At 56.1% G+C, this 23902-nt stretch carries 23 protein-coding genes; 3 read left to right on the plus strand and 20 right to left on the minus strand.

From position 1 onward, the window contains the following. Nucleotides 1-101: 101 nt before the first annotated feature. The 11 genes from argT to pdxB all read right to left on the minus strand — a co-directional run bounded on the left by argT (nucleotide 102) and on the right by pdxB (nucleotide 11097). Nucleotides 102-884, minus strand: a complete 783-nt coding sequence (gene argT, locus Q5705_04770) for a lysine/arginine/ornithine ABC transporter substrate-binding protein ArgT (protein WLI77877.1) — start codon at nucleotides 882-884, stop codon at nucleotides 102-104. Nucleotides 885-1157: 273 nt separating this feature from the next. Next, a complete protein-coding gene (locus tag Q5705_04775; GenBank protein WLI77878.1) occupies nucleotides 1158-1739 on the minus strand; it encodes a UbiX family flavin prenyltransferase in 582 nt (193 codons plus the stop codon). Between the two features lie 95 nt (nucleotides 1740-1834). Then, nucleotides 1835-3352, minus strand: coding sequence for an amidophosphoribosyltransferase (purF, locus tag Q5705_04780; protein WLI77879.1), 1518 nt, complete (start codon nucleotides 3350-3352; stop codon nucleotides 1835-1837). 181 nt (nucleotides 3353-3533) lie between these two features. Continuing rightward, nucleotides 3534-4022, minus strand: a complete 489-nt coding sequence (gene cvpA, locus Q5705_04785) for a colicin V production protein (GenBank protein ID WLI77880.1) — start codon at nucleotides 4020-4022, stop codon at nucleotides 3534-3536. Nucleotides 4023-4243: 221 nt separating this feature from the next. Further along, entirely contained in the window at nucleotides 4244-4921 is a 678-nt protein-coding gene (gene dedD, locus Q5705_04790; protein ID WLI77881.1) for a cell division protein DedD, read from the minus strand. Beyond that, nucleotides 4911-6179, minus strand: coding sequence for a bifunctional tetrahydrofolate synthase/dihydrofolate synthase (gene folC, locus Q5705_04795; GenBank protein ID WLI77882.1), 1269 nt, complete (start codon nucleotides 6177-6179; stop codon nucleotides 4911-4913). Before folC ends, dedD begins: the two co-directional genes overlap by 11 nt. Before the next feature lie 194 nt (nucleotides 6180-6373). Next, on the minus strand, nucleotides 6374-7288 hold the full coding sequence (gene accD, locus Q5705_04800; protein ID WLI77883.1) for an acetyl-CoA carboxylase, carboxyltransferase subunit beta: 915 nt from the start codon (nucleotides 7286-7288) through the stop codon (nucleotides 6374-6376). Between the two features lie 103 nt (nucleotides 7289-7391). Beyond that, nucleotides 7392-8051: a DedA family protein gene (locus Q5705_04805; protein WLI77884.1), complete on the minus strand. Its 660-nt coding sequence runs from the start codon at nucleotides 8049-8051 to the stop codon at nucleotides 7392-7394. Nucleotides 8052-8076: 25 nt separating this feature from the next. Further along, nucleotides 8077-8889, minus strand: a complete 813-nt coding sequence (truA, locus tag Q5705_04810) for a tRNA pseudouridine(38-40) synthase TruA (GenBank protein ID WLI77885.1) — start codon at nucleotides 8887-8889, stop codon at nucleotides 8077-8079. After that, entirely contained in the window at nucleotides 8889-9902 is a 1014-nt protein-coding gene (locus Q5705_04815) for an aspartate-semialdehyde dehydrogenase (protein ID WLI77886.1), read from the minus strand. The genes truA and Q5705_04815 overlap by 1 nt, the downstream gene beginning before the upstream one ends. Nucleotides 9903-9960: 58 nt before the next feature. Further along, a complete protein-coding gene (gene pdxB / locus Q5705_04820) occupies nucleotides 9961-11097 on the minus strand; it encodes a 4-phosphoerythronate dehydrogenase PdxB (protein WLI77887.1) in 1137 nt (378 codons plus the stop codon). 113 nt (nucleotides 11098-11210) lie between these two features. Here pdxB and flk point away from each other — a divergent pair, with 113 nt between their 5' ends. Continuing rightward, a complete protein-coding gene (gene flk / locus Q5705_04825) occupies nucleotides 11211-12218 on the plus strand; it encodes a flagella biosynthesis regulator Flk (GenBank protein ID WLI78970.1) in 1008 nt (335 codons plus the stop codon). Between the two features lie 60 nt (nucleotides 12219-12278). Here flk and Q5705_04830 read toward each other — a convergent pair whose 3' ends face one another. From Q5705_04830 to fabB, 3 genes are all read right to left on the minus strand, one after another. After that, nucleotides 12279-13712: a 6-phospho-beta-glucosidase gene (locus Q5705_04830; protein ID WLI77888.1), complete on the minus strand. Its 1434-nt coding sequence runs from the start codon at nucleotides 13710-13712 to the stop codon at nucleotides 12279-12281. 111 nt (nucleotides 13713-13823) lie between these two features. Next, nucleotides 13824-14993: an MFS transporter gene (locus Q5705_04835; GenBank protein ID WLI77889.1), complete on the minus strand. Its 1170-nt coding sequence runs from the start codon at nucleotides 14991-14993 to the stop codon at nucleotides 13824-13826. A 208-nt stretch (nucleotides 14994-15201) separates the two neighbouring features. Beyond that, nucleotides 15202-16416, minus strand: a complete 1215-nt coding sequence (fabB, locus tag Q5705_04840; GenBank protein ID WLI77890.1) for a beta-ketoacyl-ACP synthase I — start codon at nucleotides 16414-16416, stop codon at nucleotides 15202-15204. Nucleotides 16417-16571: 155 nt separating this feature from the next. Between fabB and mnmC the strand changes: the two genes are divergently transcribed. Next, nucleotides 16572-18572, plus strand: a complete 2001-nt coding sequence (mnmC, locus tag Q5705_04845) for a bifunctional tRNA (5-methylaminomethyl-2-thiouridine)(34)-methyltransferase MnmD/FAD-dependent 5-carboxymethylaminomethyl-2-thiouridine(34) oxidoreductase MnmC (GenBank protein WLI77891.1) — start codon at nucleotides 16572-16574, stop codon at nucleotides 18570-18572. A gap of 62 nt (nucleotides 18573-18634) precedes the next feature. Here the strand turns inward: mnmC and Q5705_04850 are convergent, their stop codons facing one another. The 6 genes from Q5705_04850 to prmB are packed head-to-tail and all read right to left on the minus strand — an operon-like array spanning nucleotide 18635 to nucleotide 23174. Continuing rightward, the gene (locus tag Q5705_04850; protein WLI77892.1) at nucleotides 18635-18913 is read right to left on the minus strand and encodes a YfcL family protein; all 279 of its coding nucleotides are present in this window, start codon (nucleotides 18911-18913) and stop codon (nucleotides 18635-18637) included. A gap of 27 nt (nucleotides 18914-18940) precedes the next feature. Next, nucleotides 18941-19480 (minus strand): elongation factor P hydroxylase, encoded by a 540-nt coding sequence (locus Q5705_04855; protein WLI77893.1) that lies wholly within the window; start codon nucleotides 19478-19480, stop codon nucleotides 18941-18943. Then, a complete protein-coding gene (locus tag Q5705_04860) occupies nucleotides 19477-20289 on the minus strand; it encodes a sulfite exporter TauE/SafE family protein (GenBank protein WLI77894.1) in 813 nt (270 codons plus the stop codon). The genes Q5705_04855 and Q5705_04860 overlap by 4 nt, the downstream gene beginning before the upstream one ends. Next, complete coding sequence (gene mepA / locus Q5705_04865; protein WLI77895.1) at nucleotides 20289-21113, minus strand: penicillin-insensitive murein endopeptidase; 825 nt, start codon at nucleotides 21111-21113, stop codon at nucleotides 20289-20291. Before mepA ends, Q5705_04860 begins: the two co-directional genes overlap by 1 nt. 3 nt (nucleotides 21114-21116) lie before the next feature. Beyond that, nucleotides 21117-22202 carry a chorismate synthase gene (aroC, locus tag Q5705_04870; protein ID WLI77896.1) on the minus strand — a complete coding sequence of 362 codons (1086 nt, stop codon included), beginning with the start codon at nucleotides 22200-22202 and terminating at the stop codon, nucleotides 21117-21119. 39 nt (nucleotides 22203-22241) lie between these two features. After that, nucleotides 22242-23174 (minus strand): 50S ribosomal protein L3 N(5)-glutamine methyltransferase, encoded by a 933-nt coding sequence (gene prmB, locus Q5705_04875; protein WLI77897.1) that lies wholly within the window; start codon nucleotides 23172-23174, stop codon nucleotides 22242-22244. A 165-nt stretch (nucleotides 23175-23339) separates the two neighbouring features. Between prmB and smrB the strand changes: the two genes are divergently transcribed. Then, complete coding sequence (gene smrB / locus Q5705_04880) at nucleotides 23340-23891, plus strand: endonuclease SmrB (GenBank protein ID WLI77898.1); 552 nt, start codon at nucleotides 23340-23342, stop codon at nucleotides 23889-23891. Nucleotides 23892-23902 lie beyond the last annotated feature (11 nt).

A 23902-nucleotide genomic window follows, 5' to 3' on the forward strand; every position in this document is an offset into this window, starting at 1 on the left:
GGGCATTGTGTGCACCACAACGGAACATTCACCGTATCAATGCACCACGACCACATGGCGCACTGTTTCCCTTCAGGCCCGGCGAACCGGGCCGTGCAGTCTTAATCGCCGTAGACGTTAAAGTCGAAGTATTTTTTGGCGAGTTTGTCGTAGGTGCCATCTTTACGCAGATCGGCAAAGGCTTTGTCGAACGCCGCTTTCAGCTCGGTATCGTCTTTGCGAAGACCAATACCGGTGCCGTCACCGAAATATTTTTTGTCTTTTACCGACGGGCCAGCAAACGCAAACTCTTTACCCGCAGGTTGTTTCAGGAAGCCTTCGCTGGCAGCGACTTCATCCTGGAATGCGGCGTCAAGACGACCGGCGGCGAGATCAGAATAGATCTGATCCTGGTTCTGGTAGGCCACCACATCAATGCCTTTGGTGCGCCAGTTATCGTTGGCATAGCCTTCCTGGGTGGAGCCTTGCAGCACGCCCACATGTTTGCCTTTCAGCGATTCCAGCGTCGGCTGGATCGGTGAACCTTTGGCGGCAATCAGGCGGGAATCCGCCGCGTAAAGCTTCTCGGAGAAGGCGATTTCCTGCTGACGTTTTTCCGTGATCGACAGAGAAGAGATGATGGCATCAATTTTCTTCGCTTTCAGCGACGGGATCAGGGCATCGAAATCGCTGCCGACCCAGGTACATTTCACCTGAATGCGTTTGCACATTTCATTGCCGAGGTCGATATCAAAACCCACGAAGTTCCCTTTCGCATCTTTCGATGAGAACGGTGCGTAAGTCGCATCGGTACCGATACGCACCGTCTGGGGAAGCGCGGCATAAACGCTGGCGGTCGCAGAGAGACCCAGCAGTAAAGACAGAGCGAGAACCGTCTTCTTCATACATTACCCTCAAGTGTTCTGTTTTTATTTTGTATTACGTTGTGTTGTGTGTTGCTGACGGTTACCTTGCACGTCTTATGCCAGTTTCCGCGAGGCGGCAAAACCCGGCGTTAAATTTGTTAATAAAACGTTGCATATTCACCTTAGTGATGAAAGATAGCAGGTCTGCCGAACGAACCGGAGTAGTAACCGCGGGAAAAGAGGATTAAATGTCGAGGATATGATCGCGCTTACAAAATTGCCCTAAAAAAGGGCATAGCGAGAAGCGGTGCACTATTTTGCGGCGTTTCCGCCCTGCCAGCGGGCAAAGAGATCTTCCGGCAGCGTGATATCGAACTGATCCAGCACGCGATTAACCGTCTGATCAACCACATCCTGCACGCTCTGCGGGCGGTGATAAAAGGCCGGAACCGGCGGCATAATCACCGCGCCTAACTCCGCAGCCTGGGTCATTAAACGCAGGTGCCCCAGATGCAGCGGCGTTTCACGTACGCATAACACCAGCGGTCGACGCTCTTTCAGCACCACATCCGCCGCGCGGGTCAGCAGGCTGTCGGTGTAACTGTGGACAATGCCGGAGAGGGTTTTGATGGAGCACGGCAGGATCACCATACCTGTGGTTTTAAAAGAACCGGAGGAGATACTGGCAGCGATATCGCGGGCGTCGTGCACTACATTTGCCAGAGACTGCACATCGCGCAGGGAAAAATCCGTTTCGAGAGAGAGGGTTTGCCGTCCGGCCTGGCTCATCACCAGATGGGTTTCAACGTTGACGACGTCGCGCAGCACCTGTAACAGGCGTACGCCGTAAATCGCGCCACTGGCTCCGGAGATGCCCACAATGAGTCGTTTCATTCGATAATCCACCCGCTAACGTAAGCGCAGACTTTGCCTGATTACAGAGGGCGTTGCAACAGATTGCGCCCCTCACGGCGAGGGGCGCGGCAGGATCAACCTTCGTTATGCATCTCTAAACTCTCCACTTCGTTCTGACGCTGTACCGCTTTGGCATCGTCATTACGCAGGGAGTCGAGATAATCGAGGTACTGCTGATCGACATCTTTGGTGACGTAAATACCGTTAAACACCGAGCATTCGAACTGCTGAATATCCGGGTTCTCAGCGCGTACCGCGTCAATCAGATCGTTGAGATCCTGGAAAATCAGACCATCAGCGCCGATAAGCTGGCGAATTTCGTCCACTTCACGCCCGTGAGCGATAAGCTCGTTCGCCGTTGGCATATCGATACCGTAGACATTCGGGAAGCGAATTTCCGGTGCGGCAGACGCGAGATAGACTTTCTTCGCCCCGGCTTCGCGCGCCATTTCGATAATCTGCTCTGATGTTGTACCGCGCACGATGGAGTCATCCACCAGCAGCACGTTTTTATCGCGAAACTCGGCGCGGTTGGCGTTTAGCTTGCGGCGCACCGATTTACGGCGCAGCTGCTGGCCAGGCATGATAAACGTGCGGCCAACATAGCGGTTTTTCACAAACCCCTGGCGGTACGGTTTGCCAAGAATGCGGGCGATCTCCAGCGCGATATCGCAGGAGGTTTCCGGGATAGGGATAACCACGTCGATATCCAGATCTTCCCACTCGCGGGCAATCTTCTCGCCAAGCTTGGTTCCCATGTTCACGCGGGCGCTATAGACGGAAATTTTGTCGATGAACGAGTCCGGACGCGCAAAGTAAACGTACTCGAACAGGCACGGATTGCTGACCGGGTTTTCGGCGCACTGGCGGCTGAACAACTGGCCTTTTTCGGTGATATACACCGCTTCGCCCGGCGCGATATCGCGCAGGAACTCAAAGCCCAGCGTATCAAGCGCCACGCTTTCAGAGGCCACCATATACTCGGTGCGGCCATCGCCGATATCGCGCTTGCCAAGCACCAGCGGGCGGATACCGTTCGGATCGCGGAAAGCGACCATGCCGTGGCCGATAATCATCGCCACGCAGGCGTACGCACCGCGGATCTGGCGGTTGGTCGCGGCAATGGCGGCAAAAATATTGTCGGCTTCCAGCGGGTAGTGGCGGAAGTTATCCAGCTCGCTGGCAAAGATATTGAGCAGGATTTCAGAATCAGAAGTGGTGTTAATGTGGCGGCGCTTCTCTTCGAACAGCTTTTTACGCAGCTCGTGCGCGTTGGTCAGATTGCCATTATGCGCAAGCGTGATGCCGTACGGGGAGTTAACGTAAAAAGGCTGCGCTTCTGAAGCGCTGGAACTGCCCGCGGTGGGATAACGTACGTGCCCAATTCCCATATTGCCCTGCATACGCTGCATATGGCGGGCTTCGAACACATCACTCACCATACCGTTCGCTTTACGCAGACGGAAACAGTTATTGGCATCAATAGTGATGATGCCCGCAGCATCCTGCCCCCGGTGCTGGAGCACCGACAACGCGTCATAAATCGACTGGTTTACCGGCATAAAACCGGCGATACCGACAATACCGCACATACGTCTTTTTCCTCGTTAAGAGTTTGGTTTACCAGGCGTAATTGACGAAGACAGTTTAAACACGGACAGCGCGCAACAACCGGAGCGTACATGTAGTACGCGAGGATTGTGAGCACTGCCCAGGTTCAAAATGGCGAGTAAAATAGCCTAATACACCAAACTCTAAGCCACATCTCAGGGCTTAGGCCCTGGGCAAGAAACTCGACGAGCTTTGCAGATAGTCAAAGAACCATCTGATGATGAAGCTGAATTGCGGGATAAGCTGCGACTTTTGCCAGTCTTCGCTTTTTGACAGGCCTGTAAAGGTATCAAGAAAGAACAGAATGGCGGCGACGATCAGCACACCGCGAAGCGCGCCAAAGCAGATCCCCAACACCCTGTCTGTACCCGACAGGCCGGTTTTCTCCACCAACGTACCGATAACATAGTTAACGATAGCGCCCACAATCAACGTCGCGATAAACAGTACCGCGATGGCAATTCCATTACGTACCAGTTCGTCGTCAAAGCCCGTGAACCAGACAGACAGGTAAGTGTAGTAATGACTGGCGACAAAGAAAGCACAACCCCATGTCACCAGCGATAACGCTTCACGAACAAAGCCGCGGATCAGGCTTACCAGACAAGAAAAACCAATCACCGCAATGATGGCGTAATCAATCCAGACCATATGTGTCCCACGATTTTACGCCCTGTCGTCCAGTTCGGGGCGCATTCTAACAGAAAAAGAAAACGTTTGCGTAGGGATTTCCTTCCCGCGCGGAAATAAAAATGGCGCTGAAAAAATATTCAACGCCATCGCAACTTTGGCCTCTTCGGGCGTCAGTCTTATCGGCTTGCTTTGCCCCGTTTCGCTGCATCAGGCCTGCAAAACGGCGCGAATTGGGCCTGTTAATTGGCGCTGTAGTTCATCACCACGCCGTTTAAACCCGACAGCTGTTTAAGCTCGCCAAGAGAATCTTTTAGCTTATCCCGTGACGCATCCGGCCCTACCAGAATGCGGGTGATTTTACCCTGAACGGGCGTCGTCGGCGACGTGTAAACGCGATATCCCGCGCCGCGCAACTTGCTCACTACTTCATTCACTTTGTCCGCATTTTTCAGCGCACCCAGTTGTACCACATACGCTTTGCCAGTCGGCGCGGGTTTCTCTTCCTGCGCTTTCGCTGGCGGGTTACTCGCCGCCGTTTGCTGCGGTTGCGGCTGTGGCTGGGGTTTCGGCTGCGGCTTCTCAACCGGTTTCGGCTTCGGCGGTTCAGCCGGCGCGCTGACTTCCGGGTCTGGATTGCTGTTTGCCGCGAGCCTTGAGGCATCCAGCGACGGGGCTGCCGCATCCCCGGCGCGAACCTCTTCCGCCGCCCCTTCCGGCGGCTGGGCCGGTAACGCCTGGGTTGCCGCTGGCATCATATCCGGCTCATCACGATCGCCTGGTTTTGGCACCAGCGGGATCGCCGCGAATTCATCCTGATAATGTTTTTTTTGCCCATCAAGCAGCCCGGGAAGAATAATCACCCCGAGCGCAACCAGCACAATAGTGCCCATTAAACGGTTTTGAAACTTACTTGCCACCGGTTCTCCCCGCATCCATCGCTTCCATGACATGCGCTACGGTGTGGAACGATCCACACACCAGCACGGTATCACAGGCGTCGGCACCCGCCATTGCCGCCTGCCAGGCCTGCGCCACATCCGGGTATGCCTGACCCGATTGCAGATGCGCCAGCAGTTGCTCTGCCGTTGCACCACGCGGCCCTTCCAGTGGGGCACAATACCAGCTATCGACCACCGGCTCCAGACAGGCAAGCGTTCCGCCAATGTCTTTATCGTGCAGCATGCCAACCACTGCCAGCACGCGCCCGGTTTTCGGCGACATTGCCAGCCGCCCGGCAAGATAGCCCGCCGCATGGGGATTATGCGCGACATCGAGGATGAGTCGCGGCGACTCGCTCACAATCTGAAAACGTCCTGGCAAAATCGCGTTGGCGATACCGTCGCGAATTGCCTGCTCGCTCACCTCCAGTTTGCTGGCACGTAGCGCGGCAAGCGCGGTAGCAGCATTCGGTTGCGGCACCTGCGGCAGCGGCAAATCGTTTAGCTCGCCCTGCGCATCGCTAAAGCGCCAGCCCTTCGCGCTGACCTCATAACGCCAGTCCACGCCGCGGCGCAACAGTTGCGCGCCCTTCTCCTGCGCCACATCAGCGATGGTGTGCGGCATATCCGGCTCGCCCACTATTGCGGGTTTGCCCGCACGGAAAATACCCGCTTTTTCGCGACCGATGCTTTCGCGATCCGGGCCCAGCCAGTCGGTATGATCAAGGGCGATACTGGTCACCACAGCGACATCAGCATCGACAATATTGGTTGCATCCAGACGACCGCCCAGCCCGACTTCGAGAATAACCACATCCAGCTGCGCCTGTTTAAACAGCCACAGCGCCGACAGGGTGCCGTATTCGAAATAGCTCAGTGAAATGTCACCGCGCACGGCTTCGATTTCGGCAAAAGAGTCGGTATGGGCGCTTTCCGCCAGCTCGCTGCCCTGCACACGCACGCGCTCGGTGTAGTGCACCAGGTGTGGAGAGCTATAAACGCCCACGCGGTAGCCCGCCGCCAGCAGAATAGATTCCAGCGTACGACAGGTGGTGCCTTTGCCATTGGTTCCGGCGACGGTGAAAACAAAAGGCGCAGGACGCAGCACATCAAGACGCGCCGCCACCTGGCTTACGCGCTCAAGACCCAGATCGATGGTTTTACTGTGCAGGTTTTCCAGATAAGAAAGCCACGCGGCCAGGGGCGACGTGGCTTGCGGAATACGTTTTGTGTCCATGATGCCCGTTGAAATATACAGAGTAAAAAACAAAAGGGCAGTGCCTGGTGGCCCTGCCCTCAAAAGTATACACAATATAATTTCAGTTGCAGGAAGGCGGCAACGCAGCGAATCCCCGGGAGCTTACAGCAGTAAGTGACCGGGGTGAGCGAGGAAAGCCAACGCACCTGCAACTGGAAGAATGAAGTGTATTATCAGGCTTCGCCTTCCTGATTTGGCTCTGCTGGAACCACCGTACCAATATGCGTATCGTCCGGATCCGGCGCGGGCAGATTCATCAGCTTCGCCAGGATACGCGCCAGTTTGAGACGCAGTTCCGGGCGGCGGATGATCATATCAATAGCACCCTTTTCAATCAGGAACTCACTGCGCTGGAAGCCAGCCGGCAGTTTTTCACGCACAGTCTGCTCAATTACACGCGGGCCAGCAAAACCAATCAGCGCTTTCGGCTCGGCGATGTTCAAATCACCCAGCATGGCGAAACTGGCGGAAACGCCGCCCATAGTCGGATCGGTCAGAACTGAAATGTACGGCAGACCGCGCTCCTGCATTTTCGCCAGGGCAGCGGAGGTCTTCGCCATCTGCATCAGCGACATCAGCGCTTCCTGCATACGCGCACCGCCGGAGGCAGAGAAGCAGATCAGCGGGCAGTTATCTTCCAGCGCCTGCTCAACCGCACGCACAAAGCGCGCGCCAACAACGGAACCCATTGAGCCGCCCATAAAGGCGAACTCAAAGGCCGCTGCGACAACCGGCATGCCGTGTAGCGTGCCTTTCATCACTACCAGCGCGTCTTTCTCGCCGGTCTCTTTCTGGGCTGTCGCCAGACGGTCTTTGTATTTTTTAGAATCACGGAACTTCAGCACATCTTTCGGCTCAAGCTCGCTTCCCAGTTCCACCAGTGAACCTTCATCCAGCAGGCTATGCAGGCGATTACGCGCTGACATCCGCATGTGGTGGTCACATTTCGGGCAGACTTCAAGGTTACGCTCCAGTTCGGCACGGTACAGCACCTGGCCGCAGCTATCGCATTTTGTCCACACGCCTTCAGGAATGCTCGCCTTACGGGTGGGGGTGATATTGCTCTTAATTCTTTCAATCCAGCTCATTGATGACCTTTCTACATGAACCTGGTAGCCCATAAATGGGGCACATTAAAACATAACGGTTCGCAACTTGGGATAAAAAACTGGTCGAACCGCCGATGAGTTCTTATTTTGCCTGCCTTGATGCTGCGCGGCGGTGGCGGATAATCTCAAACACTCCGGGAAGTATAGACACTACGATAATTCCGACAATCAGCAGCTTAAGATTCTCCTGGATCATCGGGATGGTGCCAAAGAAATACCCGGCGTAGGTGAACAGTAACACCCAAAGCAGCGCGCCAGCCACATTGAACAGCGCAAAATGGCGATAAGACATATGCCCCATCCCGGCGACAAAAGGCGCGAAAGTGCGCACGATCGGCACAAAACGCGCCAGGATGATGGTTTTACCGCCATGTTTCTCATAAAACTGATGGGTTTTATCGAGATAGCTGCGGCGGAAAATCTTTGAATGGGGGTTGCTGAAAAGCCGCTCGCCGAATAGCCGCCCAATAGTGTAATTCACCGCATCGCCCGCGATGGCAGCTATCAGCATCAACACAACCATCATATGCACGTTGAGATCGTTGGTGCCCAGCGATGCCAGCGCGCCGGCGACAAACAACAGTGAATCACCCGGCAGAAACGGAGTGACCACAAGCCCGGTTTCGCAAAACAGGATGATAAACAGGATCGCGTACACCCAGACGCCGTATTGCGCCACCAGCTCCGCCAGGTGAACGTCAATATGCAAAATGAAATCAATGAGGAAGCGTATTAAGTCCATGTACGTATGCCTTTTTAAATTGCGACTAGTCCGCCAGGAACAGCGGGCCCATTGGCGCAGCGGGAAGCTCGAAACGTGATGGATAATCCACCGACACCAGATAAAGCCCTTCCGCTTTCGCCGTTGCTGCCGCCAGCGTTCTGTCCTTAGCCGCCAGCAACTCTGCTATCCAGCTCTCCGGCTGGTTGTGGGCACCCACTTCCATCAGGCTGCCGACAATATTCCTGACCATATGATGTACAAAGGCATTGGCTTTGATATCGACCACAATATAAGCGCCATAGCGACTGACGTTGATGTGCATCAGGTTGCGCCAGGGCGTACGCGACTGACACTGTACCGCGCGAAACGAGGTAAAGTCGTTTTCGCCAATCAGACACTGCGCCGCGCGGTGCATCCGCTCTGCATCAAGCGGTTGATGATAGTGCGTAACGCCGTGGCCGAGCACAGCCGGGCGTAAGCGATGATTGTAGATGACGTAGCGGTAACGGCGGGCCGTTGCGCTAAAGCGGGCATGAAAATCATCGGCGACAGTTTTCACCCAACGCACCGCAATGTCTTTAGGCAAATTCGCATTTACACCCAGCGTCCAGGCCGCGTCTTTGCGCAGCGCAGTGGTTTCAAAATGCACCACTTGCCCGGTGGCGTGCACACCTGCGTCGGTGCGCCCGGCGCAGAACACTGCAATCGGTTCATTGGCCACCTGCGAGAGGGCTTGTTCCAGCTTCTCCTGCACGCTGCGCACTTCCTGCTGACGTTGCCAGCCGTAGTACTTGCTGCCGTCATACTCAATACCAAGCGCGATTTTGTAGACCGGCGCTTTTGCTTCGTCCTGCATCAGTACAGATACTCCTGCACCAATTTTTCAGCGGTTTTCACCGCCATCAGCGCGCCGCCAAAGCGGACGTTGTCGGCAACGGACCAGAACTGCACTTGCTCCGGCATACCGTAATCATTGCGTATGCAGCCGACGGAAAGATGCGCCTGGCCGGAAGCATCGCCCACCTGGGTTGGGAACTCATTCGCTTCAGACAGCGCGATATCGTCAAAACGGGCAAAGGCATCGCGAGCTTCTTCTGCCGCCAGCGGGCGCAGCGCTTCAAAACTCACCATCTGCGCATGGCCGTAAAACACCGGCGACTGTACGCAGTTAGCAGAGATCATTAAGCCGTCGTCCTGCAAGATTTTGCGCATCTGGTCGATAATCACGCGCTCTTCGCGCACGCTGCCTTCGCTGTCCGGCAGCAACGGCAGCATATTGAAGGCCAACTGGCGACCGAAGAAGTCATCTTCATCAATCGGAACGCCGTTGAGCAATTTGGCGCTCTGCCCTGCCAGCGCATCGACCGCCTGTTTACCACTGCGGGAAACCGAGAGCATGCTGGTGACGGTTATGCGCGACAGGCCGCCTTCGTCGATCAGCGGTTTCAGCGCCGCCAACAGTTGGCTGGTCTGACTGTCCGGTACGGCAATAAGGTTACGGTTGCGGTAATCCGCCAGCACGAATGGATTGACGTCCGGCATCACCAGCGGCACATCCGGCTCCAGCGCAAACAGACCGCTGGTATCGATAACCAGGCAACCGGCGTTGGTCGCTTCTTCAATATAGGTTGCCGAGGCCTGTGCACCGGCGACAAAAAACGCCAGTTGCGCCTGCGTCCAGTCGAACTCTGCGGCATCTTCGACGCGCACGGTTTTACCGGCAAAACGCAGGTTTTCGCCCGCGCTTTCGCTTCTCGCCAGCGCATACAGTTCGCCAACCGGGAACTGGCGTTCAGCCAGCGTTTCGAGCAAGGCTTCTCCGACAGCGCCAGTGGCACCGAGAACGGCAATATTCCAGCCTTCAGACATGGTGGTTTACTCCAGCAAAAAAGCGTCCCTGTCGGTGACAGGGAGCATTAAGGTGACATTAACGTACCGGGTTGTGTACGGCGTTGAAGCCCAGTTTTTGCAGTAACGCCGAGGCGCTCGCGTCATCGCACTGAATAAAGAGCGATGACCATTCGCGACGCTCAAGATAATGTTTACGCAATTTATCGAACTCGCCCGGTGTGCCCGCCGCCTTTCGCAGCAGAGCATCGTCGCGGCGCACATCATACACCAAATGCACCAGCCTTTTTAGCGTTGCCTGCGTAAGCGGGCCGTGCAGGGTAATGCGGCCAAACTCCGGCGCGGGCAGTAACGTATCGAGCGCAACTTGCTGACGCTTGCCAATAAATTCGCTATAGGCTTCAAACACCTGAGTAGTGCCGCGCGCTTTACCTTCCAGCGTGTAACCAGCGATATGCGCGGTTCCAATATCCACGCGCTTGAGCAGCTCAACGTTGAGGTCCGGCTCCGGCTCCCAGACATCAAGCACCACGCTCAGATCCTGCCCCGCCTGTAAGTGCTGCAACAGCGCAGCGTTATCGACCACCGGCCCGCGACAGGCGTTGATTAAAATGGTGCCCGGTTTCAGGCGGGAGAGCAGCGCGTCATCGGCGAGATGCAGGGTTTTATACGGCCCGTCTTTAAACAGCGGCGTATGGAACGTCAGCACATCCGCTTCGCGCACCAGTTCGTCCAGCGAGCGGAAATCACCTGCCTCACCGCGATCGGCACGCGGTGGATCGCACAGCAATGTGCGGATGCCCAGCGCTTCAAGACGCGCCTGTAAACGACCGCCAACGTTACCGACGCCGACGATACCAACCGTACGATCCTGCAAGATAAAGCCGTCGCGCTCTGCCAGCATCAGCAGCGAGGAGAAGACATATTCCACCACCGCAATGGCGTTACAGCCAGGTGCTGCCGAGAAAGCGATCCCCGCCTGTTTGAGAAATGCCTCATCCACATGGTCGGTGCCCGCTGTCGCGGTGCCGACAAATTTGATACCCGTACCTTGTAATAAATCGTTATTGACCTTCGTAACAGAGCGCACCATTAGCGCGTCCGCATCGGCCAGTTCCGCCACCGGAATCGGGCGTCCGGGAACCGCCTTAACGTCGCCCAGACGGCTAAAAAGATCGCGGGCGTAAGGCATATTTTCATCAACAAGGATTTTCACGCTACAGTACCTGTTTGAGAACGGGAGTTGAGCGCGCAAGTGTGCCATAATCTCGCCGCCAGGCATACCCGCAATGCCGATGACCGCCATGCGAGAGTAAGAGGAAACCCATGATCCAACCCATTCAGGGTGCGCCCGCGCGCCCTCCCGGGCAAGAGCCAACACAAGCCGCTAACCCTGTCGGTGAGCAGCCATTATCTACCCAGCAACGTACGGTGCTGGAGCGGCTTGTTATCCGTTTGATTGCCCTGACCCAGCAGCAGAGTGCTGAAGTGTGGGCGGGTGTGAAACATGATTTAGGGTTGAAGAACGATGCGCCGCTGCTCTCCCGCCATTTTCCGGCGGCTGAGCAAAATCTCAATCAGCGCATGGAAACGGCGACACAAAACCACACTTCCCGCCAGGCGATGACCCAACTGACAGAACTGTTAGGCCAGGGAAATAACCGCCAGGCAGTGAGCGATTTTATTCGCCAGCAGTTCGGCCAGACGGCGCTAAGCCAACTTACGCCGCAGCAGTTGAAAACCGTGCTGACGATGTTGCAGAACAACCAGATTACAATCCCACAGCCACAACAGCGCCCGGCAACCGAACGCCCGCTGCTGCCGGCGGAGCATAATTCCCTGAACCAGGTGGTGACAAAACTGGCCGCAGCGACGGGTGAATCCAGCAAGCTTATCTGGCAATCGATGATGGAGCTTTCCGGGGTGAAAACCGGCGAGCTGATCCCGGCGAAGCATTTTACGCCGCTGATGACCTGGCTTCAGGCGCGCCAGACGTTGAGTACGCACACCGCACCGACATTGCAAACGGTGCAGGCGGCGCTGAAACAGCCCCTGGATAGCGCGGAGTGGCGCGGGATCAGTGATTATGCTCAGCAAACCTGGCAAGCGACGCCGCAGACGGTGCTGACCACCGCCCAGGTGCAGGATATCCTCAACCAGGTCTTTTTACGCCGCACCGAGCGCGCGTCGGGCATGATTGAAGTCCGCGATATTCAGCCGATTTACAGCCCCTTCTTTGCACCGATTGTCGATAGCATGAAGGCCGTCTCTATGCGGCCGGGGCTGTTCTTTATTGCCCTGCTGGTGGTGATGTTTCTTTTTTGGCTGGTGAATTAGATTTTTTGTGAGCCCGTAGTCCTGATGGCGCTGCGCTTATCAGGACTACGGATTACCGTCTTATTTGATGTTGTCGCCGTTTTGTTTAATCACATCCTGATACCACCAGAACGATTTCTTGCGGCTACGCGCCAGCGTTCCGTTCCCTTCATTGTCTTTATCGACATAGATTAAACCGTAGCGTTTTTTCATCTCGCCCGTGCCTGCGGAGACCAGATCAATACAGCCCCACGGCGTATAGCCCATCAAATCGACGCCGTCTTCCACCACCGCTTTTTTCATTTCGCGGATGTGGTTTTGCATATATTCAATGCGGTACTGATCGTTGACCACGCCGTCACTTTCCGGCTGGTCGATGGCACCAAAGCCGTTTTCCACGACAAACAGTGGCAACTGGTAGTGATCGTAGAAATAGTTCAGAGAGTAGCGCAGACCAACCGGGTCGATTTGCCAGCCCCAGTCCGACGCTTTTACATACGGATTTTTCACCAGGCTTTTGGTTTCGTCATAATCCAGTTGCGGGTTATCTTCCGTTGCCTTCGTGACAAACGACATGTAATAGCTGAAGCCAATATAGTCGACACAGCCGCGCGTCAGGATCTGCAAATCTTCGTCGGTAATATCGAGTTTGAACTGCCGACGAGCGAAATAATTGAGCAGATGCTGCGGGTAATAACCGCGTACATGCACATCGGTAAACCAGTAGCGGCGATGCATGGCCACGACCGACATCATCATATCGTTCGGATCGCAGGTCAGCGGGTAGATTGGGCACATGGCTATCATGCAGCCAATTTTAAAATCCGGGTTGATCTTATGCCCGGCTTCTACCGCCAGCGCGCTCGCCACCAGTTCGTAATGAGCGGCCTGGTACATGATCACTTCCCGGTCTTCACCCAGCTGATATTTCACCCCGGAGTTAGTAAACGGCGCGAAATCTTCGTGATAGTTGGCCTGGTTATTGATTTCGTTGAAGGTCATCCAGTATTTCACCTTGCCGCGATAGCGGGTGAAAACGGCATTAGCAAAACGCACAAAGAAATCAATCAATTTACGGTTACGCCAGCCGCCATATTCGGTGACGAGGTGATAAGGCATTTCGAAATGGGAAAGCGTGATAACCGGTTCGATATTGTATTTCAGGCACTCATCAAACAGATCATCGTAAAACTGTAGCCCGGCTTCGTTAGGCTCCAGCTCGTCGCCTTTCGGGAAAATACGCGTCCAGGCAATTGAGGTACGGAAACATTTAAAACCGAGTTCGGCAAACAGTTTGATGTCGTCTTTGTAGCGGTGGTAAAAGTCGATGGCATCGTGGTTGGGGTAATTTTTACCCGGCAGCACGCCATCGGTGATTTCACGCGGTACACCATGCGCCCCGGCGGTCATCACATCTGCCACGCTCACACCTTTGCCGCCTTCCTGCCAGCCGCCTTCCAGTTGATGCGCAGCAACCGCCCCGCCCCACAGAAAATCCGCTTTAAATCCGGACATATCTCTCTCCTTTCGCTCATCAGTGCGAAAAGCATAAACGCGACCGCCGTGACATGACATCACCGCGGTCGCGTTTTGTGAAACCGGTTGCAAAGAGAGTTCCCGCAGTAATTATTTACGCGGGCGAAAGGCGATAAGCGTTACCAGAATGCCGGTTAGCGCGGAAATGGCCCCGGCAAGGAACACCGAAGGGTAACCCAGCGAGGTCGCCAGTAAACCCGTTAACGGGCCGCTGGCGGCATAGGCGATATCCTGAAATGCGGCGTAACCGCCAAGTGCCGTACCGCGCACCTGTGGCGGCACGCGTTTCACCACTTCGACACCGAGCGCCGGGAAGATAAGCGAACAGCCGCTGCCGGTTAATGCCGCGCCAAGCAGTGCGATCCACGCGCCATTGGCCTGCCACAGCAGCACCAGGCCGACGGTTTCAATCATCAGGGAGACAATCGCCACCCGCACGCCACCAAAGCGGTCCGGCATCCAGCCGAATAAAATGCGCATCAGCACGAATGCGCCGCCAAACGCCGTCAGAGTAAAACCGGCCATTGACCAGCCCTGGCTTGCGAAATAGAGCGAGACAAAGGTGCCGATCACCGCAAACCCGACGCCCTGTAATGCCAGCCCTAAGCCCGGTTGCCAGACAAGCCCGATGACGCTCCACAGCGACGGGCGCTCTCCGGCATGGGCCGGAACGTTACGGACGCTGCCGTTAAACGCCCAGGCGATCAGCGGTAACACCATGGTCACTATTGCCAGCGCGGCAAAACCCAAATGGCTATGGATGAGTAACCCCAGCGGCGCACCGACAGCCAGCGCGCCGTAGATAGCCATACCATTCCACGACATGACTTTGCCGGAACGCGCCGGGCCAACCAGTCCCATGCCCCAGGTGAGCGTGCCGGTAAGCATCAGGCTTTCGCCAAAACCAAGGATCAAGCGCCCAACAATCAGCAGAGCGAACTTCGCCCACGGCTCCACCGGCAGCGTTGCTGCCAGCAGCCAGGCGACGCCAGCCAGCGCACAGGCAAACATGCCCTGCAACGCGGAACGTTTCGCGCCAAATTGATCTGCCAGCCGCCCGGCATAGCCGCGCGTTAAGACTGTGGCAAGGAACTGAACACCGACGGCGATACCGACCATGGCGTTGCCATAGCCCAGTTCGTGATGTACAAACAGCGGGATCACCGGTAACGGTAGCCCAACGGTCATATACGCCAGAAACACCGCGAAAGCGATGCGAAATAGCGAGAGATTTGCTGAAGAGTGTGATTCTACGGACATGCATTACTCCATAACGCAGAGTAAGGCGGGATTTGAATTCACCACGCCCCCTCCACCTGAGTTTCAGGATTAAGGTGCGTTGGTTAACGTTGAACGCTTACGCATTATCGTGCTGATAATGTTGAAGCCGGAGTTTGCCTGTCGCCGCAGCAAATTGTCAACGCATAAAAAAGGGAGCCTGAGGCTCCCTTCTGACACGTTGTCGCGGTTACTTCAATTTGCGCATAACCAGCGTGGCGTTAGTGCCGCCAAAACCGAAGCTGTTAGACATTACTGTAGACAGCGTCTGCTCGGTCGGTTTGGTCACAATATTCATGCCCGCCGCCTGCTCGTCCAGCTCTTCGATGTTGATGCTCGGCGCGATAAAGCCGTGTTCCAGCATCAGCAGGGAGTAGATCGCTTCCTGCACACCAGCCGCACCGAGGGAGTGACCGGTCATGGCTTTGGTCGCAGAGATAGCCGGCGTATTGTTGCCAAACACTTCACGGATCGCACCCAATTCTTTCACGTCGCCTACCGGCGTAGAAGTCCCGTGGGAGTTCAGGTAGTCAACCGGCGTATCCAGGTCGGCCATTGCCATCTTCATGCAGCGCACCGCGCCTTCACCTGACGGTGCAACCATGTCGGCACCATCGGAGGTTGCGCCGTAGCCAACAATTTCTGCATAGATGTGCGCGCCGCGCGCCAGTGCGTGTTCCAGCTCTTCAACCACGACCATACCGCCGCCGCCTGCGATAACAAAACCGTCACGGCTTGTGTCATACGTACGGGAGGCTTTGTCTGGCGTTTCGTTGTATTTGGTGGACAGCGCGCCCATGGCGTCGAACTCACAGGCCATTTCCCAGCACAGCTCTTCGCCGCCGCCAGCAAAAACGATGTCCTGTTTGCCCAATTGAATTTGTTCTACCGCGTTACCTATGCAGTGTGCAGATGTCGCGCATGCAGAACTGATCGAGTAGTTAACGCCGTGGATTTTAAACGGAGTGGCGAGGCAAGCGGATACCGCAGACGCCATCGCTTTGGTTACTACATAAGGACCGACAGCTTTCAGACCACGCGGGCTGCGCATTGCGTCAGCGCCGAAAACCTGAGATTTAGACGAACCGCCAGACCCTGCAATCAGGCCCACGCGCGGATTGTTCTGATAAACCTCGTCTTTCAGGCCAGCATCTTCAATTGCTTGCTGCATGGAGAGATAGGCATAGATAGAGGCATCGTTCATGAAACGAACCACTTTACGGTCGATCAAACCCGTGGTGTCCAGTTTAACGTTACCCCACACGTGGCTGCGCATGCCGGAATCTTTGAATTCCTGAGAGAATGTGATCCCTGAGCGTCCTTCACGCAGAGATGCCAGGACTTCCTGCTGGTTATTACCAATGCTGGAAACGATGCCCAGGCCAGTAATCACTGCACGTTTCATTCAATACCCCTAAGTCGCACTAATTAAGTTTCGTGTCGCAAGATAGCGTACACTTGTACGCCGAACAAGTCCGATCAGACATTTCACAGGTAAATTTGCGCCTTTCTTTGACCCCCGTTAAGATCGACACACTGCCTGATGGACGAGTAACTTACGTGAAACACACCGCTATACAAACCGCCAACCTCGAATTCAACGCTGAGGGTACACCTGTTTCCCGAGATTTTGACGACGTCTACTTCTCTAATGATAACGGGCTCGAAGAAACACGTTACGTTTTTCTCGGCGGCAACCATCTCGAAGAGCGATTTCCGGAACATTCCCGAAACCTTTTTATTGTGGCTGAAAGCGGTTTTGGTACTGGCCTGAACTTCCTCACGCTGTGGCAAGCATTCGCCGCATTTCGCGTAGCCCATCCCGACGCTATCCTGGAAAGATTACATTTCATCAGTTTTGAAAAATTTCCCCTCACCCAGGACGATCTGCGAAAAGCGCACGCCCACTGGCCGGAACTGACTCCCTGGGCTGAGCAACTCCAGGTGCAGTGGCCGCTGGCTTTCGCCGGTTGCCATCGCCTGTTGCTCGACGAGGGGCGCGTGACGCTCGATTTATGGTTCGGGGATATTAATCAGCTTACCGATACACTGGATGATTCCTTAAACCAGCGCATTGATGCCTGGTTTCTTGACGGCTTTGCGCCGTCCAAAAACCCGGATATGTGGACACCACATCTCTTTCAGGCAATGGCGCGGCTTACTCGTCCAGGCGGTACGCTGGCGACATTTACCTCCGCCGGTTTTGTGCGCCGCGGCTTGCAGGACGCTGGCTTTACTATGCAGAAAAGCAAAGGCTTTGGCCGCAAACGCGAAATGCTCACCGGCGTCATGGAAAACCCGCTCGCCCCTGCGCCCCGCGCGCCGTGGTTTGCCCGCAGCGGCACGGCAAAGCGGGAAGTGGCGTTGATTGGCGGCGGCGTCGCAAGCGCGCTACTGTCGCTTGCTCTGTTGCGTCGCGGCTGGCAAGTGACGCTTTACTGTGCCGATGCTGCGCCAGCCGAAGGCGCATCCGGCAATCGCCAGGGAGCGCTCTACCCGCTACTGAGTGCGCACGATCCGGCGCTCGCCCGCTTCTTCTCTGCCGCCTTTACCTTTGCCCGCCGTCTGTACGATGCGTTGCCGGTGGCGTTTGACAAGCAGTGGTGCGGGGTGACGCAACTCGGCTGGGATGAAAAAAGCCAGCACAAGATTGATCAGATGCTGACGCTGGATCTGCCCGCCGCACTGGCTCACAGCGTGGATGCAGACGCCATTTTTGCACATAGCGGTGTTGAAACGGATTGCGGCGGTATTACCTATCCGCTCGGCGGCTGGTTATGCCCGGCGCAGTTGACCGCGGGCGCAATCGCACTTGCCTGCGAGCTGGGTTTGCAGGTGCATTATCGCCACGATGTACAGCGATTGAGCCGCGAGGGCGATGGGTGGCTGTTACACTTCGCGCACGGTGAAAAACAGCCACACGCCGCTGTCGTGCTGGCAAACGGGCATCGTATTCAACAATTTTCGCAAACGGAGAAACTGCCGGTTTACCCGGTTGCAGGCCAGGTCAGCCATATTCCCACCACCACCGCGCTCGCCAGCCTGCGCCAGGTGCTCTGTTATGACGGTTACCTGACACCGCAAAGCTCGCGCAATCAGCAGCACTGTATTGGCGCCAGCTACCATCGCGGGCAGCAGGAGGCAGCTTATAGTGAAGCGGATCAGCAGCAAAACCGCCAGCGGCTAATCGACTGCTTCCCGCAGGCTGAATGGGCGAAAACGGTGGATGTCAGCGCGGGCGAGGCGCGCGCTGGCGTACGTTGCGCGACGCGCGATCACCTGCCGATGGTCGGTAACGTTGCGGATTACGACGCCACGTTAACCGCCTACGCACACCTGATCGATAACCCGGAAACCGCGGTCAGCGCCCCGGTGTATGGCGGCTTATTTATGCTGGGCGCACTCGGCTCGCGCGGCTTATGCAGCGCCCCGCTGGCGGCGGAAATTCTGGCGTCGCAAATGAGCGATGAGCCACTGCCGCTGGACGGTGAAACGCTGGCGGCACTGAACCCGAACCGGTTGTGGGTCAGGAAGTTACTGAAGGGTAAAGCGGTGAAATGAAGGGTGGCCTGGTTGCCGGATAGCGCAGTTCACTGGCGCTAATCCGGCAATGATATGACGACTTAATGCGCTTTCGCCTGCTGGTATAAATTTTCCCACATGCTGAGCACCAGCGCCTGATCGCGCGGCGACAGTTCACCCGCCTGAATCGCGGTTTCCACGCTGGTGGTCACTTTCCCATACAGGGTTTCCGGTGAATGGTCATCGCCGCTCTCCAGGTCAGCCACCGCCAGCGTCAGGTGCCCGCGCAGATAACCGCCAGCAAACAGTTCATCATCACTGGCGTGCTCCACCATATTGTCAATTAACGCCAGAATGCGTGATTCAAACTCCGCGATCATCTCTCTTCCTCTTTTGCATACATGGCCTTACAAATCTTCCGGCCACGGAAACTGTGCTGCCGCTAAAGGCGGCGTCTGGTAATAATCCTGTAATGCTTTGATAAACCGCGCCGGACGCGGCGGAATGCCCTGCTCCAGATACGTCATCACCTGCGCGTGAACGCGGCGCTGAAAGACAATGCGATCCGGCTCGACATCCCCTTCCAGGTTGTCGCAACTGACGTTAAACGGGAAACCCGCCGCCACGCAAAATAACCAGTCAAACGCCTGCGGCTTCACTTCGACATCTTCAAACTGCCCCTGCGTTGCCGCATCGCGGCCGTCGGGGCAGTACCAGTAGCCAAAATCCACCTGCTTGCGCCGCTCGGCACCGGCAATACACCAGTGCGAAATCTCGTGTAACGCGCTGGCATAAAAACCATGAGCGAAGACAATGCGGTTATAAGGCACGTCTGTGTCAGCAGGAAGATAGATCGGTTCGTCGTCGCCTTTAATCAGACGGGTATTAAAATCACCGGCAAAGCAGCCGTCGAAAATATCAATTAATTGTTGGTAGTGATGCGTCATACATTCACCCCCAGAAACTGGAGGATCTCCTGGCCGTGACTGTCATAAAGAAGTTTTGCGCTCATCACCGCCGAGACAATGACTATCATCGGGCGAATGAGCTTTTGCCCTTTGCTGAGTACCAGCCGCGATCCCATTCGCGCGCCGAGAAACTGCCCGGCGAGCATCACGAAACCAGTACCCCAAACCACTTTGCCGCCAATAATAAACAGTAGCAGCCCGCCAATGTTGGAGGTGGCGTTCAGTACTTTGGCATGGGCGGTGGATTTCGCCAGGTTGTAACCGCAGAGGGTGACAAACGCCAGCGCATAAAATGACCCAGCTCCGGGGCCAAAAAAGCCGTCATAAAACCCGACGCAGCCGCCCGCCACCAGCGCAAAGGGGAAACCGTACAACCGGCGCTGGCGATCCTCTTCGCCGAGCCTCGGCATCAGCAGGAAGTAAAGACCAATGCAGATAACCAGAATCGGCAGGATCTGACGCAGTACATCCGACTGCACATATTGCACCAGCAGCGCACCGGTGGTGGAACCGATAAAGGTCATCAGAATATTGAGTTTCTGATCGCCAATACTCACCACTTTGCGACGAATAAAATAGAGCGATGACGAGAGTGAACCGCCGCAGGCCTGCAATTTGTTCGTCGCCAGCGCCTGCGCCGGAGACATTCCTGCCGCCATCAGCGCGGGAACGGTCAGCAGCCCGCCGCCGCCTGCCAGCGCGTCAATAAAACCGGCCAGCAGGGAGACGAAAAAAAGTGCCACCAGCAGCAGCGGCGACACCATAAACCAGTGTTGAAAGAGTTCCATTAGAGTGCGTGTTCATCCAGTAAAGCCTGACAGGACGGCGGCAACGGCGGCGGCGTCTTTTTCTCAGGAGTTGTGCTGCCGGGTTTCGCCGGTTCAAACCAACTTTGTAATTCCGCGCCGCAACCATCGCCTGGCGGCGGCAGGGGTTGATCCTGGCACTCCAGGCTGTCGACCGGGCAACGCAGGCGGACGTGCATATGGGCGCGATGCTGGAACCACGGGCGCACTTTGCGCAACCAGTCGCGATCGGTCCCGGCATCCAGACAGAGCTGCTGTTTAATCGCCGGGTTGACGAAAATGCGCGTCACATCGTTATCCTGCGCGGCCAGTTTGATCAGGCTGCTGATTTCCGGCTTCCACAGTGATGGCACCACATGTTTACCGTCGCGCGAGACCAGATCCAGCGCCTGCGGTTTCAGCAGTTGCGCCGCGCTCCAGCGCGCTTTCGGTAATTGCAGGAAGATATCGACATCAAGACCGGATTGATGGCTGGCGTGACCGCCATTAAAACGCCCACCCGCAGGCATCCCCATATCGCCAATCAGCACGGTGCCAAGCCCCAGATTATGCACCTGGGTGCTCAGGCGCTGAATAAACAGCACCAGATCCGGGTGGCCGAAATAACGGCGCTGATCGCTACGCATCACCTGATAGTGTTCCGACTGCAACGGCAGTTCATGGGCGCCAACGATGCAGCCATTGGCAAACGCGCCGATAGATTGCGGGCTACCGGGAACGGGATGAGTCAGTTTTTGCCACGGTGTCGCCGCCGTTGCGGCGGCGCTCAGCAGCAGCGCAAGCAGCGCGAGTGCCGTTTTCTTCATGGTTTACCAACGTGGAATAGTGGTTGTTACATCAGCATTTTGCGCGCGCTGACGCAGGAAATGATCCATCAGCACAATCGCCAGCATCGCTTCGGCAATGGGCACGGCGCGAATGCCCACACAGGGATCGTGACGGCCTTTGGTGATCATCTCGACTTCGTCGCCAAAGCGGGTGATCGTTTTGCCCGGCACGGTAATGCTGGAGGTCGGTTTCAGCGCGATATTGGCAACAATCTGCTGGCCGCTACTGATACCGCCAAGAATGCCGCCCGCGTGGTTGCTTTGAAAACCGTCGCGGGTGATTTCGTCACGGTTTTCACTGCCGCGCAGTTTTACCACCTCAAAACCATCGCCGATCTCCACGCCTTTCACGGCATTAATGCTCATCAGCGCGTGGGCAATGTCAGCATCAAGACGGTCGAACACTGGCTCACCAAGGCCTGCCGGAACATGGTCGGCCACCACCGTGACTTTCGCGCCGATGGAGTCGCCCTCTTTTTTCAGGCCGCGCATCAGTTCGTCCAGCGCCTCAATTTTGTCGGGATCGGGGCAGAAGAACGGATTCTGCTCAACCTGCGCCCAGTCTTTAATCTCCAGCGGAATATCACCCATCTGGCTCAGGCAGCCGCGAATCACGATGCCAAATTTCTGCGCCAGATATTTTTTGGCAATCGCCCCTGCCGCGACGCGCATCGCCGTTTCACGGGCGGAAGAACGTCCGCCGCCGCGATAATCGCGCACGCCATATTTTTGTTCGTAGGTGTAATCCGCATGTCCCGGACGGAACAGATCTTTGATAGCGCCGTAGTCCTGCGAGCGCTGGTCGGTATTTTCAATCAGCAGGCCGATGCTGGTGCCGGTGGTCACGCCATCAAACACGCCGGAGAGGATTTTTACCTGATCCGGCTCGCGGCGCTGGGTGGTGTAGCGCGAGGTGCCCGGACGGCGGCGGTCCAGATCGTGCTGTAAATCCGCTTCGCTCAGCGGAATGCCCGGCGGCACGCCATCGACGATACAGCCAAGCGCCACGCCGTGCGATTCGCCGAAAGTGGTGACGCGAAAGAGTTGTCCAATAGTGTTTCCTGCCATCACGGCTCCGTTGTCGTTGTTGTGTTGTTGAGCGTCGTTTTAGTCTTTGTAAATGCTGAAATATTCTTGTGCCGCAATCAATTGCGCTTTGGTCAGCATAAAGACGCCATCCCCGCCGTTATCGAACTCCAGCCAGGTGAACGGCACATCCGGGTATTGGTCAATCAGATGTACCATGCTGTTACCGACTTCACAAATCAGGATGCCGTTATCAGCGAGGTACTCCGGCGCGCAGGCCAGAATGCGGCGCGTCAATTTCAGACCATCGCTACCGGAGGCCAGCCCCAGTTCCGGTTCGTGACGATATTCGGAGGGCAAATCCGCCATATCCTCTTCGTCGACATACGGCGGGTTGGTGACAATCAGGTCGTACTGCACTTTTGGCAGGTCGCGGAACAGATCGGAACGGATCGGCGTAACGTGATGGATAAGACCGTGCTCGTCAATATTGTGTTCGGTTACCGCCAGCGCGTCAGCGGAGATATCCACGGCGTCAACTTCCGCGTCCGGGAAGGCATAAGCGCAGGCAATGGCGATGCAACCGCTGCCGGTACACATATCAAGGATGTGCTGCGGCTGATGGTCAACCAGCCCGGCAAAATGATTATTGATAAGCTCGCCAATCGGCGAACGCGGCACCAGCACGCGCTCATCGACATAAAATTCGTGGCCGCAGAACCAGGCTTTATTGGTGAGATAGGCCACCGGAATGCGCTCGTTAACGCGGCGGATCACGCGCTCAACGATGCGGTGACGTTCGCTGGAGGTGAGGCGCGCGGTGCGCATATCCTCCGGGATATCCAGCGGTAAATAGAGGGTTGGCAACACCAGTTGCACGGCTTCATCCCAGGGGTTATCGGTGCCGTGACCGTACCAGATGTTGGCGGCGCTAAATCGGCTGACCGACCAGCGCAACATGTCCTGAATGGTGTGCAGCTCGTTCACTGCTTCGTCGACAAAAATTTTATCCATAGTATCCCCCAGGCCATGCTCGCAATAAATTCGGCGGCTAGTTTGCCATGAAGACGGGGATAAATCAGCATCCACACGCTCCTGGGCGGCGTAAAAATGCATTTTGCTGCCCCGCAGCCGCCAGGAGTCGGGTACACTGGCGCAAAGTTAAAATGGGATGCGCAGATGAAAAAGAAACCATCGCTTAGCGAGGAGGAGCAGGCGCTGTTCCGGCAACTGATGACCGGCACACGCCAGATTAAGCAGGACACCGTGGTGCATCGCCCGGTGCGAAAAAAAGTCTCTGAAGTGCCGGTTAAGCGCCTGATGCAGGAGCAAGCGGACAACAGCCACTACTTTTCCGATGAGTTCCAGCCGCTGTTGAATACCGACGGCCCGGTAAAATATGTGCGCGACGATGTCAGCCATTTCGAGCTCAAAAAAATCCGCCGTGGCGATTATTCCCCGGAATTGTTTCTTGATCTGCATGGTTTAACCCAGATGCAGGCCAAGCAGGAGCTGGGCGCATTGATTGCCGCCTGTCGTCGCGAACATGTGTTTTGCGCCTGCGTGATGCACGGCCACGGGAAACATATTCTGAAGCAACAAACGCCGCTGTGGCTGGCGCAACATCCGCATGTAATGGCATTTCACCAGGCGCCGAAAGAGTACGGTGGAGATGCGGCGATTCTGGTGTTGATAGAAGTAGAAGAGTGGCAGCCGCCGGAATTACCCTGAGGGCAGAAACG

Source organism: Kosakonia sp. H02 (genome assembly GCA_030704225.1).
In the GTDB taxonomy this organism is placed as follows: Bacteria; Pseudomonadota; Gammaproteobacteria; order Enterobacterales; family Enterobacteriaceae; genus Kosakonia.